This window comes from Pseudomonas allokribbensis (assembly GCF_014863605.1).
Classification (GTDB): domain Bacteria; phylum Pseudomonadota; class Gammaproteobacteria; order Pseudomonadales; family Pseudomonadaceae; genus Aquipseudomonas; species Aquipseudomonas allokribbensis.
Map to the genome: position 1 here is coordinate 928,955 of NZ_CP062252.1, position 18,686 is coordinate 947,640.

An 18,686-nucleotide genomic window follows, 5' to 3' on the forward strand; every position below is an offset into this window, starting at 1 on the left:
ACGAGGTACAGCATGCGTCGCCCTATGGTAGCTGGTAACTGGAAGATGCACGGTACCCGCGCCAGCGTCGCTGAGCTGATCAACGGCCTTCGTCATCTGGCCTTGCCAAGCGGTGTTGATGTCGCGGTATTCCCGCCTTGTCTGCATATCAATCAAGTGATTGATGGCTTGAAAGGAAAGTCGATTTCGGTCGGCGCGCAGAACTCTGCGGTGGAATCGATGCAAGGTGCATTGACCGGTGAAGTTGCACCGAGTCAGTTGGTGGATGCAGGTTGTTCCCTGGTGCTTGTCGGGCACTCCGAACGCCGCCAGATCATGGGCGAGCGAGATGGGATGCTGAATCGCAAGTTCGCAGCGGCGCAGGCATGTGGCTTGATTCCGGTGTTGTGTGTAGGGGAGACCCTGGAGCAACGCGAAGCTGGAAAAACTCTTGAGGTTGTCGGGCGTCAGCTGGGCTGTATCATAGAGGAGCTGGGTGTCGGTGCTTTTGCCAATGCAGTGATCGCTTACGAGCCGGTCTGGGCCATTGGTACCGGGCTGACTGCAACGCCGCAACAGGCTCAGGATGTGCATAAGGCCATTCGCGAGCAGTTGGCGGCAGAGAATTCTGAAGTCGCACGAGGTGTGCGGCTTCTATACGGCGGCAGCGTGAAGGCGGCCAATGCGGTCGAACTGTTCGGCATGCCGGATATCGATGGGGGGCTCATTGGTGGAGCTTCCCTGAATGCAGATGAGTTCGGTGCGATCTGTCGCGCCGCGGGAAACTGAAAAAATGCTGGAAACAGTCGTAGTCGTTTTTCATCTGCTGGGTGCATTGGGCGTAGTTGCTCTGGTTTTGCTGCAGCAGGGTAAGGGTGCGGACGCTGGCGCGTCTTTCGGAGCAGGTGCTTCAAATACTGTGTTCGGAAGCCAAGGTTCCTCTACCTTTCTTAGTAAGTTTACTGCTATACTTGCCGCCGGTTTCTTCATGACCAGCTTGGGGTTAGGATACTTTGCTAAAGAGAAGGCTCATCAGCTGACTCAGGCAGGTTTGCCAAACCCGGCAGTGTTGGAAGTTCCAAAGCAACAACCGGCTTCTGATGATGTCCCGGTGCTTCAAGAGCAAAAGTCGGCTACTCCAGCGACTGACGTACCTCCAGCTCAAGAGCAGAAGTAAGAAGGGTTTCAAACGTAGTATTGCCGAGGTGGTGGAATTGGTAGACACGCAACCTTGAGGTGGTTGTGCCCATAGGGTGTAGGGGTTCGAGTCCCCTTCTCGGTACCAATTAGTCAGGAGAGCCCGCTGTTGCGGGCTTTCTTGCAGGTGGAAGGTTACATTGACCCTACTGGGGATCGGTCGTATACTTCCGCCCCAGCTTTGTCGCGGGGTGGAGCAGTCTGGTAGCTCGTCGGGCTCATAACCCGAAGGTCGTCGGTTCAAATCCGGCCCCCGCAACCAGTTTAAGGAGCCCCTTTTAAGGGGCTTTTTGTTAGCTGGACACTTTCAACGCCGCTGTTCGACGGCGTTTCAAGGATGGGCGTTTCGCCCATTTTTTTATTTTGCATAGCATGCACATACATGCACGAGGGGGTTCAGGTGTCGAGCAAGCTAGAAGAGTTGCAGGCCTTGCTGGCCCCGGTGGTCGTGGCCCTAGGCTATGAATGCTGGGGTATTGAGTTTTCGGCTCAAGGTCGCCACTCAATGTTGCGCGTTTATATCGATAAGGAAGGCGGCGTACTGGTGGACGATTGCGCCATCGTCAGCCGTCAGATCAGCGGTGTGCTGGATGTTGAAGATCCGATATCCGTTGAATACACCCTTGAAGTTTCCTCGCCAGGCATGGAACGCCCACTGTTCACTCTTGAGCAGTTTGCCAAATATGTCGGTGAACAAGTGAAGATCAAGCTGCGCTCGCCTTTTGAAGGACGACGCAACTTTCAGGGCCTTCTGCGCGGTGTAGAAGAACAGGATGTCGTGGTGCAGGTAGATGACCATGAATTCCTGTTGCCGATCGATATGATCGACAAGGCCAACATTATTCCCAGTTTTGACTGAGACGCGGATCCCGCGGATCCAATGGCTTGCGAAAGGCGAGGCGTACGATGAGCAAAGAAGTACTGCTGGTTGTTGAGTCGGTATCCAATGAAAAGGGCGTACCGGCAAGCGTAATTTTTGAAGCGCTGGAGCTGGCTCTGGCCACTGCTACCAAAAAGCGTTTTGAAGACGAAGTTGATCTGCGTGTGGAAATCAACCGCCACACCGGTTCTTACGAAACTTTCCGTCGCTGGACGGTCGTCGAAGAGAATGATCTCGATGATCCGGCCATCGAAACCTGGCCAAGCAAGGTTGCTGAAACGCATCCTGGCGCCAAGGTTGGTGACGTCGTCGAAGAAAAGATCGAATCCATCGAATTCGGCCGCATTGCTGCGCAGACCGCCAAGCAGGTCATCGTGCAGAAAGTGCGCGAAGCCGAGCGCGCTCAAGTGGTTGACGCTTATCGCGAGCGCCTGGGAGAAATCATCTCCGGCACCGTGAAAAAAGTGACCCGCGACAACGTGATCGTCGACCTGGGTAATAACGCTGAAGCGTTGCTGGCCCGTGAAGACATCATCTCTCGCGAAACCTTCCGTGTTGGCGTGCGTCTGCGTGCGCTGCTCAAGGAAATCCGCACCGAGAACCGTGGCCCGCAGTTGATCCTGTCGCGTACCGCGCCGGAAATGCTGATCGAGCTGTTCCGTATCGAAGTGCCGGAAATCGCTGAAGGCCTCATCGAAGTCATGGCCGCTTCCCGTGATCCGGGTTCGCGCGCCAAGATCGCTGTCCGCTCCAAGGACAAACGCATCGACCCGCAGGGCGCGTGCATCGGTATGCGCGGTTCGCGCGTCCAGGCCGTGTCGGGCGAGTTGGGTGGCGAGCGTGTCGATATCGTCCTGTGGGACGATAACCCGGCGCAGTTCGTGATCAATGCCATGTCGCCGGCAGAAGTGGCGGCCATCATCGTTGATGAAGATGCCCACGCCATGGACATCGCCGTTGGCGCAGACAATCTGGCTCAGGCCATCGGTCGTGGTGGTCAGAACGTGCGTCTGGCGAGCCAGCTGACTGGCTGGACCCTGAACGTGATGACCGAATCGGACATCCAGGCTAAGCAACAAGCGGAAACCGGCGACATCCTGCGCAACTTCATCGACGAGCTGGAAGTCGACGAAGAGCTGGCTCAGGTGCTGGTTGACGAAGGCTTCACCAGCCTGGAAGAGATTGCCTACGTACCGTTGGAAGAAATGCTCAACATCGACGGCTTTGACGAAGACATCGTCAACGAGCTTCGTGCTCGTGCCAAGGATCGCTTGTTGACCAAAGCCATCGCTACTGAGGAAAAGCTGGCAGACGCCCATCCGGCCGAAGACCTGCTCTCGCTTGAGGGTATGGACAAGGATTTGGCGATGGAACTGGCGGTGCGCGGCGTAATTACCCGCGAAGACCTGGCCGAGCAGTCTATTGACGACCTGCTCGACATCGACGGCATTGACGATGATCGTGCCGGCAAGTTGATCATGGCCGCCCGAGCCCACTGGTTCGAGTAATTAGGCGCGGCCTGAGGAGAGAAATGCATGACGCAAGTCACGGTGAAACAACTGGCCGATGAGGTCAAAACACCGGTAGAGCGCCTGTTGCAGCAGATGCGTGAGGCAGGTCTGCCGCACACCGCCGCCGAAGAACATGTGACTGACAGTGAGAAGCAATCCCTGCTGACTCACTTGAAGAGCAGCCACAAGGCGAAAGTGGAAGAACCACGCAAGATCACGCTGCAGCGTAAAACCACCAGCACCCTGCGTGTGGCTGGCAGCAAAAGCATCAGCGTTGAAGTCCGCAAGAAGAAAGTTTTCGTACAGCGTAGCCCGGAAGAAATCGAAGCCGAGCGCAAGCGTGAACTGGATGAGCGTCGCGCAGTAGAAAATGCTGCCCGTCAAAAGGCTGAAGAAGAAGCCCGTGTTCGCGCCGAAGAAGAAGCGCGTCGCCAGCCTGCTGCTGCATCGACCGCCACTTCCGAGCCTGTTGCAGCACCTGCGCCAGCCGCTGAACCTGTGCGCGAAGCTGCGCCGGTTGTGGCTGCAGCGCCAGCTGCCGACGCTCGCAAGCGCGACGAACAGCGCCGTCCGGACAAACCACGTGCCGACGACAACAACCGTCGCGGCAGTGGCGATGGCGAGCGCAAAAACGCTCCGCATCGCGCTTCGGTCAAGGAAAAGGCACCGGCTCCACGTGTGGCGCCACGCACTACCGATGAAGAAAGCGATGGCTTCCGTCGCGGCGGTCGCGGCAAGGCCAAGTTGAAGAAACGCAACGCCCACGGTTTCCAGAACCCTACCGGTCCTGTCGTGCGTGAAGTGAAGATCGGCGAAACCATCACTGTTGGCGATCTCGCTCAACAGATGTCGGTGAAGGCTGCTGAAATCATCAAGTTCATGTTCAAACTGGGTACTCCAGCGACCATCAACCAGGTGCTTGATCAGGAAACTGCTCAGCTGGTAGCCGAAGAACTGGGCCACAAAGTGACCCTGGTCAGCGACACCGCCCTGGAAGATTCCCTGGCCGAGTCCCTGAAGTTTGAAGGTGAAGCCGTTTCCCGTGCTCCAGTCGTGACCGTAATGGGCCACGTTGACCACGGTAAGACTTCCCTGCTCGACTACATCCGTCGTGCCAAGGTAGCTGCAGGCGAAGCCGGCGGCATCACCCAGCACATCGGTGCGTACCACGTTGAAACCGACCGTGGCATGGTGACGTTCCTCGACACCCCTGGTCACGCCGCGTTTACCGCAATGCGTGCCCGTGGTGCCAAGGCGACCGACATCGTGATCCTGGTGGTTGCGGCGGACGACGGCGTGATGCCACAAACCATCGAAGCCGTTCAGCACGCTGTTGCTGCTGGTGTTCCGCTGGTGGTTGCGGTGAACAAGATCGACAAGCCGGGCGCTGATCTCGATCGCATCCGTAGCGAACTGTCGGCCCACGGCGTGACCTCCGAAGAGTGGGGTGGTGACACTCCATTCGTTCCGGTCTCCGCGAAGATGGGTACCGGCGTCGACGAACTGCTTGAAGCTGTATTGCTGCAAGCCGAAGTTCTCGAACTGACTGCAACCCCATCGGCTCCTGGCCGTGGTGTCGTGGTTGAATCGCGTCTGGACAAGGGCCGTGGCCCGGTGGCGACTGTTCTGGTTCAGGACGGTACTCTGCGTCAAGGCGACATGGTGCTGGTCGGCTCGAACTACGGCCGCGTGCGCGCCATGCTCGACGAGAACGGCAAGCCGATCAAGGAAGCAGGTCCGGCCATTCCGGTCGAGATCCTCGGTCTGGACGGTACGCCTGATGCTGGCGACGAGATGAGCGTGGTTGCCGACGAGAAGAAGGCCCGTGAAGTGGCTCTGTTCCGTCAAGGCAAGTTCCGCGAAGTCAAACTGGCTCGCGCTCACGCCGGCAAGCTGGAAAATATCTTCGAAAGCATGGGTCAGGAAGAGAAGAAGACGCTCAACATCGTCCTCAAATCCGACGTCCGTGGTTCGCTGGAAGCATTGCAGGGCGCTCTGAACGGCCTGGGCAACGACGAAGTGCAAGTGCGCGTGGTCGGTGGCGGTGTCGGTGGTATCACCGAATCCGACGCCAACCTGGCACTGGCTTCCAACGCTGTACTGTTCGGCTTCAACGTGCGTGCCGATGCCGGCGCACGGAAGATCGTCGAGCAGGAAGGTCTGGATATGCGTTACTACAACGTAATCTACGACATCATCGAAGACGTCAAGAAAGCCCTGACCGGTATGCTTGGCAGCGATGTTCGCGAGAACATCCTCGGTGTGGCCGAAGTACGTGACGTGTTCCGTTCGCCTAAGTTCGGCGCTATCGCCGGCTGCATGGTGATCGAGGGTACTGTTCACCGTAACCGTCCGATCCGCGTACTGCGTGAAGACATCGTGATCTTCGAAGGCGAGCTGGAATCCCTGCGCCGCTTCAAGGATGACGCTTCCGAAGTACGTGCCGGCATGGAATGCGGTATCGGCGTGAAGAGCTACAACGACGTCAAAGTCGGTGACAAGATCGAAGTCTTCGAGAAGGTTCAGGTTGCTCGCAGCCTCTGACTCGCGCACTTCAAGGGCCACGTCGGGCCGTCGCATGAACATGCGCGGCACGGCGTCAGGACTCTAAACGCAACGCCCGGTCTGGCTTTTGTCAGGCCGGGCGTTTGCCGCTTTCAGACCTTGCGGGTTTCACCGCGGGGCAGTAACAGGTAACAAATCATGGCAAAAGAATACAGCCGTACCCAACGTATCGGCGATCAGATGCAGCGTGAGCTGGCCCAACTGATCCGTCGTGAAGTCAAAGACCCGCGCGTCGGCCTGGTCACCATTACCGCTGTTGAAGTCAGCCGTGACGTCGGTCACGCCAAGATTTTCATCACCGTGATGGGGCAGGACAACGCTGAAGACATCGCGCAAAGCATCAAGGTGCTCAATGCTGCCGCCGGTTTCCTGCGCATGCAGTTGGCCCGTGAGATGAAGCTGCGCAGCGTGCCGCAATTGCACTTCCACTACGACGAAAGCGTCGTGCGTGGCGCGCACCTGTCGGCCCTGATCGAGCGCGCCGTGGCTGAGGACAATCAGCACGTGGTTGCGGCAGAACCCGAAGACACCAAGGAGTAACTCGGTGGCTCAGGTCAAACGTATCCGTCGTAACGTCAGCGGCATCATCCTGCTCGACAAGCCGCTGGGGTTCACCTCCAACGCCGCGTTGCAGAAGGTTCGCTGGCTGCTCAATGCCGAGAAGGCCGGGCACACCGGCAGTCTCGACCCACTGGCCACCGGCGTGCTGCCGTTGTGCTTTGGCGAGGCGACCAAGTTCTCGCAATACCTGCTCGATTCCGACAAGGGTTACGAAACCCTGGCGCAACTGGGCAAGACCACCACCACGGCAGACGCCGAAGGCGAGGTTTTGCAGGAGCGTCCGGTGACCGTTGGTCAGGCCGACATTGAGGCGGTCCTGCCGAAATTTCGCGGGCAAATCAGTCAGATACCGCCGATGTACTCGGCCCTCAAGCGTGATGGCCAGCCGCTGTACAAGTTGGCCCGTGCAGGCGAAGTAGTGGAGCGTGAACCGCGTTCTGTTACTATTGCGCGCTTGGAATTGCTGGCCTTCGAAGGTGATACTGCGCGTCTTGCGGTGGATTGCAGCAAGGGCACCTATATTCGTACCCTGGTGGAGGATATCGGTGAGCAACTCGGTTGTGGTGCGTACGTCGCTGAATTGCGCCGTACCCAGGCCGGGCCTTTCACCCTGGCGCAGACCGTGACCCTCGAAGAGCTTGAAGCGGTACATGCCGAAGGCGGCAACGAAGCGGTCGACCGCTTCCTGATGCCATCGGACAGCGGCCTGCAGGATTGGCCACTGCTGCACTTCTCGGAACACAGTGCGTTCTACTGGCTCAACGGCCAGCCGGTACGTGCTCCGGATGCTCCGAAGTTCGGCATGGTGCGGGTACAGGATCACAACGGTCGCTTCATCGGTATCGGTGAAGTGAGCGAAGACGGGCGTATCGCGCCGCGTCGACTGATTCGGTCAGAATGACCGGAAACCAGCCTGTGTAACAGCAGGCTGGCGAGTGTGGCTGTTAACAGGCACGGTCACTACTCATTTATAGATACAGGGATTTGTCCCTGGCCTGTTGAAACTGTTTTTGAAACAGTTTCCTGATAAAAGGATTGCCTCATGGCTCTCGACGTTCAAGAAAAAGCTCAAATCGTAGCTGACTACCAGCAAGCTGTTGGTGACACTGGTTCGCCAGAAGTGCAAGTTGCACTGCTGACCGCCAACATCAACAAACTGCAAGGTCACTTCAAGGCCAACGGTAAAGACCACCACTCCCGTCGTGGTCTGATCCGCATGGTAAACCAGCGTCGCAAGCTGCTGGACTACCTGAAAGGCAAGGACGTGAGCCGTTACAGCGCTCTGATCGCTCGCCTGGGTCTGCGTCGCTAATCAGCGATTGCGCTAGAGGTTGGTTGTCTGTCGTGCGTCAGTGGGATTCCCGCTGGCGCATGGCAGGCTCCCAGCCTCAAGTTTTATCTGGATACACGTTTTACCCCGGACAGACGTCGGGCCGATTCCCGGCATTGCCCAAGAATTTCGCAAGAAACCAGTTCCCCCAAGAGCCACAAAGAAGGTAGGACACCGTGAACCCGGTAATCAAAAAATTCCAGTTCGGTCAGTCGACCGTTACCCTCGAGACTGGCCGTATCGCCCGTCAGGCCTCCGGCGCAGTATTGGTCACCGTTGACGACGACGTCAGCGTATTGGTGACTGTAGTCGGTGCAAAACAAGCCGATCCGGGCAAGGGTTTCTTCCCTCTGTCCGTTCACTACCAGGAAAAGACTTACGCTGCCGGTAAGATCCCTGGCGGTTTCTTCAAGCGTGAAGGCCGTCCTTCCGAGAAAGAAACCCTGACTTCCCGACTGATCGACCGTCCGATCCGTCCGCTGTTCCCAGAAGGTTTCATGAACGAAGTGCAGGTTGTCTGCACCGTCGTTTCCACCAGCAAGAAGACCGATCCGGACATCGCTGCGATGATCGGTACCTCGGCTGCCCTGGCGATCTCGGGCATTCCGTTCGACGGTCCGATCGGCGCCGCTCGCGTTGCCTTCCACGAAAGCACCGGCTACCTGCTGAACCCGACTTACGAGCAGCAAGCTGCTTCGAGCCTGGACATGGTCGTTGCCGGTACTTCGGACGCCGTGCTGATGGTTGAATCGGAAGCCAAAGAGCTGACCGAAGACCAGATGCTGGGCGCGGTACTGTTCGCTCACGACGAGTTCCAGGTTGTGATCAACGCAGTCAAAGAACTGGCCGCTGAAGCCGCCAAGCCAACCTGGACCTGGGCACCTGCTCCAGAAGCCACCGAACTGCTGGGCGCTATCCGTGCCGAGTTCGGCGAAGCGATCTCCCAGGCTTACACCATCACCATCAAGGCCGACCGTTACGCTCGCCTGGGTGAGTTGAAGGATCAGGTTGTTGCCAAGCTGTCCGGTGAAGAAGGCCAGCCTTCGGCTTCCGACGTCAAAGCCGCTTTCGGCGAAATCGAATACCGCACCGTTCGCGAAAACATCGTAAACGGCAAGCCACGTATCGACGGTCGCGACACCCGCACCGTGCGTCCGCTGAACATCGAAGTCGGCGTTCTGCCGAAGACCCACGGTTCGGCGCTGTTCACCCGTGGCGAAACCCAGGCTCTGGTAGTCGCGACGCTGGGCACCGCCCGTGACGCACAGTTGCTGGACACCCTGGAAGGCGAGAAAAAAGACCCGTTCATGCTGCACTACAACTTCCCTCCGTTCTCGGTGGGCGAGTGTGGTCGCATGGGTGGCGCCGGTCGTCGTGAAATCGGTCACGGCCGTCTGGCCCGTCGTTCGGTTTCGGCGATGCTGCCTGCCGCTGACGTGTTCCCGTACACCATCCGTGTGGTTTCGGAAATCACCGAATCCAACGGTTCGAGCTCGATGGCTTCCGTTTGCGGCGCTTCCCTGGCCCTGATGGACGCTGGTGTTCCGATGAAGGCACCGGTTGCCGGTATCGCCATGGGTCTGGTTAAAGAAGGCGAGAAATTCGCTGTTCTGACCGACATCCTGGGTGACGAAGACCACCTGGGCGACATGGACTTCAAAGTAGCCGGTACCGCCAAAGGCGTCACCGCGCTGCAGATGGACATCAAGATCAAGGGCATCACCGAAGAGATCATGGAAATCGCTCTGGGCCAAGCCCTGGAAGCGCGCCTGAACATCCTCGGCCAGATGAACCAGATCATCGGCCAGTCGCGTACCGAGCTGTCGGCCAATGCTCCGACCATGATCGCGATGAAGATCGACACCGACAAGATCCGTGACGTTATCGGTAAAGGTGGCGCGACCATCCGTGCGATCTGCGAAGAAACCAAGGCTTCGATCGACATCGAAGACGACGGTTCGATCAAGATCTTCGGCGAAACCAAGGAAGCGGCTGAAGCTGCACGTCAGCGCGTTCTGGGTATCACCGCAGAAGCCGAGATCGGCAAGATCTACGTCGGCAAGGTTGAGCGCATCGTCGACTTCGGCGCATTCGTCAACATCCTGCCAGGCAAGGATGGTCTGGTTCACATCTCGATGCTGAGCGACGCTCGCGTAGAGAAAGTGACCGACATCCTGAAAGAAGGCCAGGAAGTGGAAGTACTGGTACTGGACGTGGACAACCGCGGCCGTATCAAACTGTCCATCAAAGACGTGGCAGCGGCCAAGGCTTCGGGCGTTTAATCACCCCGTCGCTTTAACGCAATAAAAATGCCCCGCCGTGAAAACGGCGGGGCATTTTTTTGCCTGCGAAATATCGAGACATTCGGCGAAGTTGCCGACCTTCAAGACCAGTGCTAGGTTTAGCCCACCGCCCGTGTAGCTCAGCCGGTAGAGCAGCGCACTCGTAACGCGAAGGTCGCAGGTTCGATTCCTGTCTCGGGCACCACTTCTCTTATTTCACCTTGCGGCTCAACTCCTCGACGGTACGTTTGAGCTGATCCATCGCGCGATCCTGGTCGTTGAGCTTCTGTTTGAGGCTGGAGATTTCGCTGTTGCTCGAACTGGAGCTGGAGCCGCTGTTGCGCTTGAGGTCCTCGACCTGACGGCTCAGCGTATCGAGCTGACGGTCCTGTTCCTTGACCTTGTTCTTCAGATCGTCGATTTCTCTGCCGCTGGAGCTTGAGCTGGAACCGCTGCTGCGCTTGAACTCTTCGATCTGACGCGACTGGTCGTTGACGGTGTCGCGCATCTTTTTCAGTTCCTCGACACCGATGCCGCTCTTGATCACTACGTCTTTGCCGAAATCGTTGTGAATGGCGGAGATCTGGTCGCCATAGGAAGGGCTGCTGCTACTCAGTTCAACTGCCATTGCGCTGGCCGGCAGGGCCAGGGTGCCCAGCAGGGCGGTCAGAGCGGTGGCGGACACAACAGAAGCAATCTTCGAAAAGCTGCGCATCACTGGGTTTCCTTGTGAACAGCGAAGGTAAGTGCCGACATGGCACATCGCTATGACTTGGAATTCCGGTTTATGTTCCCCAGGTCAACTTTTTTTGGGAGAGATGTAAAGACCCGTGTAATTCGCTCGCCAAACGTCCTATATTCGTTGTCTGCATGAGCATCGCCCAGCAGTTTTCAGATGATCCCGAATGGTTCCGAAGGCCGGACAATCCGCGTCAGAGAGATCCTTGATGATCCAGATCCATCTTCCATTCCCATGATCAGCGAGAACGACATGACTGTGAAAGAATTGACCCAAGAGCAAAGGCACGAACAGGCGCTGGAAAAGTACAAACTTGATGCGTCGGAGCTGATGGACGAGATCAAGGATCTGAGTCCCGATGAGCAGAAAGATCAGATCCAATGGGCGTTCGAAGACGAAGCCGAAGCCCAGGGATTGCAGCCGTGGGAACTGACGCTCAAATACACCAGCACCCCTGAAGAGTTCGAGGCCAAGCGCCTGGAGCTGCACAAGGAGGCGGCTGAAGTGTTGGGCGTCGAGTGGGAAGAATACTGCGAGATGAACAATCTGGTGGTCTGAAACAAAAACGCCAGCCTCGAAAGGGCTGGCGTTTTTTATTGCGCGCTCGATTCAGAGGCTGAGTCGCATCGACAGGTCTACGGCCTTCACATCCTTGGTCATCGCACCGATCGAGATGTAATCCACCCCGGTCTGTGCAATCGGCAGCAACGTGCTTTCGTTGATGCCGCCACTGGCCTCCAGTTTCGCCTTGCCGCCGTTCAGGCGCACGGCTTCGCGCATGTCATCGAGGCTCAGTTCGTCGAGCATGATGATGTCGGCGCCGGCCGCCAGCGCTTCCTTCAGTTCATCCAGGCTTTCCACTTCGATTTCCACTGGTTTGCCCGGCGCGATCTTGTGCGCGGCGGCAATGGCCTGCGGGATTCCGCCGCTGGCGGCGATGTGGTTTTCCTTGATCAGGAACGCGTCGTACAGGCCGATGCGATGGTTATGGCAACCGCCGCAGGTGACCGCGTACTTCTGCGCCAGACGCAGGCCCGGCAGGGTCTTGCGGGTGTCGAGCAGTTTCACGTCGGTTTCTGCGACGAAGTCCGCAAGGTATTGCGCGCGGGTGGCCACGCCGGACAGCAACTGCAGAAAATTCAGGGCGCTGCGTTCGCCGGTCAACAGCGAACGGGCCGGGCCTTCCAGGTGAAACAACGGCTGGTTCGGCGAAACCCGTTCGCCATCGCGTACCTGCCAGTGCACCGCCACCCGAGGATCGAGCTGACGGAACACCGTGTCGACCCAGGCTGTGCCGCAGATCACGGCAGCGTCACGAGTGATGATGGTGGCTTTGGCCAGGCGTTCGGCCGGGATCAGTTGCGCAGTGATGTCGCCGCTGCCGATGTCTTCGAGCAACGCACGGCGCACGTTGGCTTCGATTTCGGCGGTCAAATCGGCGAGACGTAGATTCGGCATAACGGGCTCCACAAACTAAGTGGCCCGATTATAGGGGCATGGCATCGACCAACCCAAGGCGAGAACCTCCCCGTTGGCTTGCATCCGGTCGAATTTCTTTGAGCAAACCCGATTCCCGGGTGGTCACTTGAAGGCGTCGGCGTCTAGGGGAAACCCTGACGCCTCTGGCGCCGGATGCAACTTTTGCAAGATAATCCGCCTTGCATTTGACGCCATAGCTTTGACGTCGGCAAATCACCGTTTCAGGAGGCTTGGATGCACAACGACGGGAATGTAGTGCCTTTGCACAAGGCTGCTACCGATCAGGCGACTCACTCGCCGCTCGCCCGCCTGCCTGTGATTCTGCTTCAGGTTCGCGACAAGGCTGCACAGCGCCTGCGCAACGGTTTGCAGGAGCTGTTCGATAACGCCGACGACACGCTGTTCGAAATGGCCGACCGGGCGCGCAACGACGTCGAACAGAACATCTTTTTCGAAGCCATGCGCGACCTGCGCCTCAAGCGCAAGAACATCGAGCGTGGCTTTCTCGAGCAATTCTTCGAGGCCTTTGTCGGCCTCACTCAATATGATCCCGCCCAGAATGTCGTGTCTCATGCATTGCAGTACGAAGACACCACGGCGCGCACCGACGACATGGAGCGCAGCGTAGCGATCGAGACCATGGTTGGCCGTGTGCTGAATCGCGACGGTTTCGCCCTCGATCAATTGACCGCGCGGCTCAGCGCGCTGCTGGGCAAATCCCTCGATGATCAACACAACCCGCTGGGCCCGGCGATGCTGTGTGAGTACTTCCTGCAGGCCGGGCGCAATCTGGGCGTGGAGATCAAGGTCAAACTGATCCTGCTCAAACTGTTCGAGCACTACGTGTTGGCCGATACCGACCAGCTCTTCGCGGAGGCCAATCAACTGTTGGTCGCTACAGGCGTGTTGCCCGAGCTGAAACCGGCACCGGCCCGTCGCGCCAGGGATCATGCTTCGGCCAGTGCACACAGCGAATTCGACGATCTCGATCAATCCCCGGCGGACGCGGGTGTGCAGGAGGTTTTCGCCGCACTCCAGGAACTGTTGATGCACGTGCGCGGCAGCGTCGCGCCGACCCTTGAGCCAAGCGCGGCGACTCAGCCGATTTCCACCCGCGACCTGTTGCGCCTGCTCTCGCATTTACAGCAGTACGTGCCGGCGCTGGCGGGGCAGGAAGACTTCGATCTGCGCAATCAGCTAGAGCAATTGCTGACCCGGGTCAGCGTGAAAAGCGGTAAATCACGGATCGTCGGTGGCGCCGACGAGGATGTGATCAACCTGGTTGCCATGGTTTTCGACTGCATTCTGGATGACCGCAACCTGCCGGATTCGCTCAAGGCGCTGATCGCCCGGTTGCAGATTCCGATGTTGAAAGTCGCGGTGATCGACAAGAGCTTTTTCAGCCGCAGCAGCCACCCGGCGCGACGCCTGCTCAACGAAATCGCCGAAGCGGCCATGGGCTGGGGCGAGTGCGACGGCGATGCACGTGACAGCCTCTATCTGCGCATCGAACAAGTGGTGCAGCGTCTGCTGACGGACTTCGTCGATGACCCGGCGATTTTCTCCGAGCTGCTGGCGGATTTTCTCACCTTCACCAGCGACGAGCGTCGCCGCAGTGAATTGCTTGAACAGCGTCTGCGCGATGCCGAAGAGGGCCGCGCGAAAACCGAACTGGCCCGCCTGCGTGTCGAACAGGCATTGAACCAGGCGATGCTGGGCAAAGTCCTGCCACCGTCGGTGGTGACCTTCGTCCAGACGGCCTGGGGCAAGGTGTTGCTGCTGACGTGCCTCAAGCACGGCGATCAGTCCGCCGAATGGCAAGCCGACGTGCAGACCATGGAGCAGTTGATCTGGAGTGTGCAGCGTCACGAGGATGCCGAGTCAGGCTTGCGCTTGCTGTCGCTGGTGCCGGGCTTGCTCAAGTCGCTGCGTGACGGGCTGAGCAGTTCTGCCTTCGACCCGTTTGCCACCAGCGAGTTTTTCAGTGCGCTGGAAGCATTGCACGTTCGTTTGCTGCAGCCCTCCGTCGAGCCGGATCAGGTTGAATCGCCGCCGATGATCCAGGTGTCACAGGCCATCGTTCTGCAGACCGCCGACGAAGGCAATCTGACCTTGGGCGCGGGGCGTTTGCCGGCCGATGAGGCGAGCCTGCGCCAGGTCGATCAATTGCGTCTGGGCAGTTGGGTGGCGTTCGAAGAAGATGAAGAACACACCTTGCGCTGCAAACTGGCGGCAATTATCGAGGCGACCGGCAAGTATGTGTTTGTCGACCGCACCGGGATGAAAGTGCAGGAGCGCAATCGCATCGCCCTGGCCATGGAGTTCCGTCGCGGGACGGTGCGGGCGCTGGATGACACCTTGTTGTTCGACCGCGCGCTGGAGTCGGTGCTCGGTAACTTGCGGCGGCTCAATCGCGGCAAGTGATCGCGCGCCAGGGGCCGATCACGGCATACTGGGCGCCAACACAGTCGGCGTTGAAGGAATCGGTATGCAGTTGGATCCCGCAAGCGGGTGGTGTCACGGGGTGCAGGTCTGCCCGTCACCCAACTTCAATGAACGCCCGGCGGGCGAAGTGTCCCTGTTGGTCATCCACAACATCAGCCTGCCGCCGGCGCAGTTCGCCACCGGCAAGGTGCAGGAATTTTTCCAGAATCGTCTGGATGTCACGGAGCATCCCTATTTTGCGGGGATCGCCGACCTGCGCGTCTCCGCGCATTTCCTGATCGAACGTGACGGCAAGGTCACCCAGTTTGTCTCCTGTCTTGAGCGTGCCTGGCATGCCGGCGTTTCGGTGTTCGAAGGGCGGGAAACCTGTAACGATTTTTCTGTGGGCATCGAACTCGAAGGTACCGATGATCTGCCGTTCACCGATGCGCAGTATCAGGCGTTGATCGTGCTGACCCGCCATTTGCAAAAAGCGTTTCCGGCGATCACTGTCGAACGTATCTGCGGGCACAGCGATATCGCACCCGGACGCAAGACCGACCCTGGACCCGCATTCGACTGGGCACGCTACCGCGCCGCCCTGGCACAAGAGGAAGGACAATGAGTTTTCTGGTGTTACTGCTGGCGGTCTGGATCGAGAAGTTCTCGGCCCTGCGCCATCGGGTTCAACGCGATGGCGGATGGATCCGCGAACTGCACAAGCTTGAAAGTGGCCAATTGGCAAAGCGGCCGTGGCTGGTGCTGGTCATTCTGGTGCTCCTGCCGGTGGCGTTGCTGGGGTTACTGCTGGTGGTGCTGGATCCGGTCGCCTACGGCTTGCTGGCCCTGCCGGTGCATCTGCTGGTGGTGATTTACAGTCTGGGTCGCGGCGATCTGCTCGGCGGTCTGGGCCCGTTCCGCGATGCCTGGCGCCGGGAAGACTTGCAGGCCGCCGCCCATGTGGCCAAACGCGATCTGGATATCTGTGCCGAAAGTGGCGAGCAATTGCTGGAGCAAGTGCAGCGCCATCTGTTGTGGCAGGCCTATCAGAGCTTCTTTGCAGTGATTTTCTGGTACTTCCTGCTCGGTCCGGTTGCCGCGCTGAGCTATCGCCTGCTGGCGCTGGCTGAAGAAAACGCGCAGAACCCGGCACTGGCCGAGCGGGCAGGGCAACTGCGGCACGCGTTCGACTGGGTGCCGGTGCGCTTGCTGGCGGCGAGTTTCGCCCTGGTCGGCAACTTCGTTGCGGTCAGCCGGGTCATGCTGCATGAACTGTTGAACTGGAACATCAGCGCCGCGCAATTGATCAACAAGGTCGGTCTGGCTGCCGGGGAAATCCCGCCCGCCGCCGTCGGCCCGGAAGGCATCAACACCCTCGATTGCCTGTGGGAATTGCTGCTGCGTGCCGCCGTGTTGTGGTATGCCGGATTTGCGCTGTGGACCGTGTTGCACTAGCACTTCTGTCGTCCTGTTGTAGTCCATGCGTGTAGCGAGGGGGGCAATCCCCCTCGTTAACCTTAAGTTACAAAACCTCCCTTCGATTTGAGCTATACAGAGATAGCGCCCGATAGTGGCTATCTGCTGTCGCCCCGCGCCTGCCAATAAAAACAAGAAAAAACCAAGGGAGACTTCCAGTGAAGAGCTTGCTCTATCCCGCCGTCTCGCTGATGAACCGCTTGAGCTTCGGCATGAAGTTCAGCCTGATCAGCGTGCTGTTCCTGGTACCGATGCTGGTGACCAACTTCTATCTGGTGCGCGATTCCTATCGCGAATTCCAGGGCACCCGGGTGGAGTTGCAAAGCCTCGACCTGCTGGGCAGCAGCCTGACCCTGCGTCGGGATCTGGAAACCCTCAACAACCTGGTGCAGATCAACGTCACCCTCGGCCAGTCGGGCAAGGCCGGTAATGTCGAAGCGCAAATCACTGGCCTTGAGCAAAACGTACTGGCGCGCCTGCAAGGGCTGACGGCCATGACCGAGGATCCGGAGCAGATCAAGGTCTTCGATGCCAAGCGCGATGAGATGATTACCGCGTTCAAGGCCCAGCAAGCGGAAAACTCCCTGCAAAGCAAAAGTGCGCTGATCGGCAAGCTGCTCGGCAGTGCACAGATTTTCAGCCAGATCATCGCCAGCCAGGCCGGTCTGAGCCGCGACACCCAGAGTGACATTCGCCAACTCAGCGAGCTGGTCACAGCGATCACGCCGGCCATCACCCAGACCCTCGGCGAAGGCCGGGCCGTGGGCTCTTTCTCGTTGGGGCAGGGGTTTCTCAACAGTTCCTCCAGTACCCGGTTCGATGAGCTGCTGGCACAGATCGAAAAACTTCAGGGCGAGTACGGGCTGAAATTGCAGGATGCGCTGGGCTCAAGCAAGGCCGCACGGGATTCGCTGAGTGCCGTGGCCGACGCCAGCAAGGCCTCGCTGAAACAGGCCAGCGAAATATTCGAAGAGCAAGTGGTGGTGGCCGAGACCCTCGATGCGCCGTGGCAGGCGTTTTATGATCAGGTCACCGCACTGATGGACCGGACTTACCAGCTCAACGAAGCCACCCTGAAATTCCTCGATACCCAATTGCAGCAGCGTCTGGCGCAGAACCGCACGCACATGGTGTTGCAGGCCGTGGCGCTGTCGGTGGTGTTCGTGTTGATTTTCTATCTCTATGGCGGCTTCTACGCCTCGACCCGCACCACGCTCAAACGCCTTGGCGCGATGATGGACAAAGTCGCGGCCGGGGACATGACGGTCAATTTCGTGGCCCATAGTCGCGATGAACTGGGCGAACTGGGTGAAGTGTTCAATGGCACGGTGCGCAAGATCCACGACCTGATCGAGCGGGTCGGGCATACCGTCGGCGAAGTCGAGCGTCAGGCCGGGCAAGTGGAAAACGTCTCGGCACAAAGCAATCAGGCCGTGGCCGGGCAGCGCACCCAGATCGAACAAGTGGCCACGGCCATGAACCAAATGTCAGCGACCTCGCAGGAAGTCGCCCGCAGTGCGGCGGCTGCGGTGAGCAGCGCCCACAGCGTCAACGACGAAACCATCAGTGGACGTGGCCTGGTGGAGTCGCAGCAGGGCAGCATCGCGGCACTGGCCAGCGAGATCGATCAGTCGGTGCTGGTGATCAATCAGTTGGCCAGTGACAGCCAGTCGATCAGTCGTGTGCTGGAGGTGATCAAGAGCATCGCCGAGCAGACCAATCTGCTGGCTCTCAACGCGGCGATCGAAGCGGCGCGGGCCGGGGAACAGGGACGAGGTTTTGCGGTGGTGGCGGACGAGGTTCGGACCCTGGCCAAACGCACTCAACAATCGACCGAAGAAATCGAGCAGATGATCGCCAGGCTTCACGGTGGGGTCGGCGCAGCAGTGAAGGCCATGGGCGTCAGCCATCAGATGGCCAATGGCACCGTCGGGCAATCGGAAAAGGTCCAGCAGGCACTGGAAAACATCCTCGGTGCGGTAGGCATGATCGTCGATCAGAACCAGCAGATCGCGGCTGCCGTGGAGCAGCAGACTGCTGTCGCCCATGACATCGACCAGAACATCGTCGAGATCAACCGCGCCGGTGAGCGCACGGCCGAAGGTGCCTATCAGACCGAAAACGCGAGTCGGGCCCTGTCGGCGCAGGTAGTCGAGTTGAAGCAGTTGATCAGCGCCTTCCGGGTCTGAACGAGCCTGCCTCTCGGGAGGCAGGCTTGTCGGAATAATTTGTAGTACTTCTTTGCTTACGTTTGTAAGCAATT

The 18,686-nt window shown here is 58.8% G+C and carries 16 protein-coding genes and 3 tRNA genes; 17 read left to right on the forward strand and 2 right to left on the reverse strand.

Annotated elements, in window-relative coordinates; genetic code table 11:
• Positions 1–12 precede the first annotated feature (12 nt).
• From tpiA to IF199_RS04130, 12 genes are all read left to right on the forward strand, one after another.
• Positions 13–768 carry a triose-phosphate isomerase gene (gene tpiA, locus IF199_RS04075; RefSeq protein ID WP_192559752.1) on the forward strand — a complete coding sequence of 252 codons (756 nt, stop codon included), beginning with the start codon at positions 13–15 and terminating at the stop codon, positions 766–768.
• A gap of 4 nt (positions 769–772) precedes the next feature.
• Entirely contained in the window at positions 773–1,156 is a 384-nt protein-coding gene (gene secG, locus IF199_RS04080; protein ID WP_057398830.1) for a preprotein translocase subunit SecG, read from the forward strand.
• 22 nt (positions 1,157–1,178) lie between these two features.
• A tRNA-Leu gene (locus tag IF199_RS04085) sits at positions 1,179–1,264 on the forward strand.
• 97 nt (positions 1,265–1,361) lie between these two features.
• Positions 1,362–1,438: transfer RNA gene (locus IF199_RS04090), tRNA-Met, on the forward strand.
• 138 nt (positions 1,439–1,576) lie between these two features.
• Positions 1,577–2,035 (forward strand): ribosome maturation factor RimP, encoded by a 459-nt coding sequence (rimP, locus tag IF199_RS04095; RefSeq protein ID WP_039769696.1) that lies wholly within the window; start codon positions 1,577–1,579, stop codon positions 2,033–2,035.
• 47 nt (positions 2,036–2,082) lie between these two features.
• Entirely contained in the window at positions 2,083–3,564 is a 1,482-nt protein-coding gene (gene nusA, locus IF199_RS04100; protein WP_003221546.1) for a transcription termination factor NusA, read from the forward strand.
• A 27-nt stretch (positions 3,565–3,591) separates the two neighbouring features.
• Complete coding sequence (gene infB / locus IF199_RS04105) at positions 3,592–6,111, forward strand: translation initiation factor IF-2 (RefSeq protein WP_102619400.1); 2,520 nt, start codon at positions 3,592–3,594, stop codon at positions 6,109–6,111.
• Between the two features lie 159 nt (positions 6,112–6,270).
• Positions 6,271–6,672 carry a 30S ribosome-binding factor RbfA gene (gene rbfA / locus IF199_RS04110; RefSeq protein WP_096818842.1) on the forward strand — a complete coding sequence of 134 codons (402 nt, stop codon included), beginning with the start codon at positions 6,271–6,273 and terminating at the stop codon, positions 6,670–6,672.
• A gap of 4 nt (positions 6,673–6,676) precedes the next feature.
• Positions 6,677–7,594: a tRNA pseudouridine(55) synthase TruB gene (truB, locus tag IF199_RS04115; protein WP_096818844.1), complete on the forward strand. Its 918-nt coding sequence runs from the start codon at positions 6,677–6,679 to the stop codon at positions 7,592–7,594.
• Between the two features lie 141 nt (positions 7,595–7,735).
• On the forward strand, positions 7,736–8,005 hold the full coding sequence (gene rpsO / locus IF199_RS04120; protein ID WP_011332409.1) for a 30S ribosomal protein S15: 270 nt from the start codon (positions 7,736–7,738) through the stop codon (positions 8,003–8,005).
• Positions 8,006–8,199: 194 nt separating this feature from the next.
• Positions 8,200–10,305 (forward strand): polyribonucleotide nucleotidyltransferase, encoded by a 2,106-nt coding sequence (pnp, locus tag IF199_RS04125; protein WP_096818846.1) that lies wholly within the window; start codon positions 8,200–8,202, stop codon positions 10,303–10,305.
• 129 nt (positions 10,306–10,434) lie between these two features.
• A tRNA-Thr gene (locus IF199_RS04130) sits at positions 10,435–10,510 on the forward strand.
• A gap of 6 nt (positions 10,511–10,516) precedes the next feature.
• Here the strand turns inward: IF199_RS04130 and IF199_RS04135 are convergent.
• Positions 10,517–11,020 carry a hypothetical protein gene (locus IF199_RS04135; protein ID WP_192559753.1) on the reverse strand — a complete coding sequence of 168 codons (504 nt, stop codon included), beginning with the start codon at positions 11,018–11,020 and terminating at the stop codon, positions 10,517–10,519.
• Positions 11,021–11,296: 276 nt separating this feature from the next.
• Here IF199_RS04135 and IF199_RS04140 point away from each other — a divergent pair, with 276 nt between their 5' ends.
• The gene (locus IF199_RS04140; protein ID WP_096819324.1) at positions 11,297–11,602 is read left to right on the forward strand and encodes a DUF6388 family protein; all 306 of its coding nucleotides are present in this window, start codon (positions 11,297–11,299) and stop codon (positions 11,600–11,602) included.
• A gap of 51 nt (positions 11,603–11,653) precedes the next feature.
• Here IF199_RS04140 and nadC read toward each other — a convergent pair whose 3' ends face one another.
• Positions 11,654–12,502 (reverse strand): carboxylating nicotinate-nucleotide diphosphorylase, encoded by an 849-nt coding sequence (nadC, locus tag IF199_RS04145; protein WP_085711842.1) that lies wholly within the window; start codon positions 12,500–12,502, stop codon positions 11,654–11,656.
• Between the two features lie 255 nt (positions 12,503–12,757).
• On the opposite strand from nadC, the gene IF199_RS04150 reads away from it, so the two are divergent.
• The 4 genes from IF199_RS04150 (at position 12,758) to IF199_RS04165 (ending at position 18,612) form a co-directional block, all read left to right on the forward strand.
• Positions 12,758–14,947, forward strand: coding sequence for a DUF1631 domain-containing protein (locus IF199_RS04150; protein ID WP_192559754.1), 2,190 nt, complete (start codon positions 12,758–12,760; stop codon positions 14,945–14,947).
• A gap of 64 nt (positions 14,948–15,011) precedes the next feature.
• The gene (gene ampD / locus IF199_RS04155; protein ID WP_096818851.1) at positions 15,012–15,572 is read left to right on the forward strand and encodes a 1,6-anhydro-N-acetylmuramyl-L-alanine amidase AmpD; all 561 of its coding nucleotides are present in this window, start codon (positions 15,012–15,014) and stop codon (positions 15,570–15,572) included.
• The gene (gene ampE / locus IF199_RS04160; RefSeq protein ID WP_096818853.1) at positions 15,569–16,402 is read left to right on the forward strand and encodes a regulatory signaling modulator protein AmpE; all 834 of its coding nucleotides are present in this window, start codon (positions 15,569–15,571) and stop codon (positions 16,400–16,402) included. The genes ampD and ampE overlap by 4 nt, the downstream gene beginning before the upstream one ends.
• Positions 16,403–16,581: 179 nt before the next feature.
• Positions 16,582–18,612, forward strand: coding sequence for a methyl-accepting chemotaxis protein (locus tag IF199_RS04165; protein ID WP_192559755.1), 2,031 nt, complete (start codon positions 16,582–16,584; stop codon positions 18,610–18,612).
• Positions 18,613–18,686 lie beyond the last annotated feature (74 nt).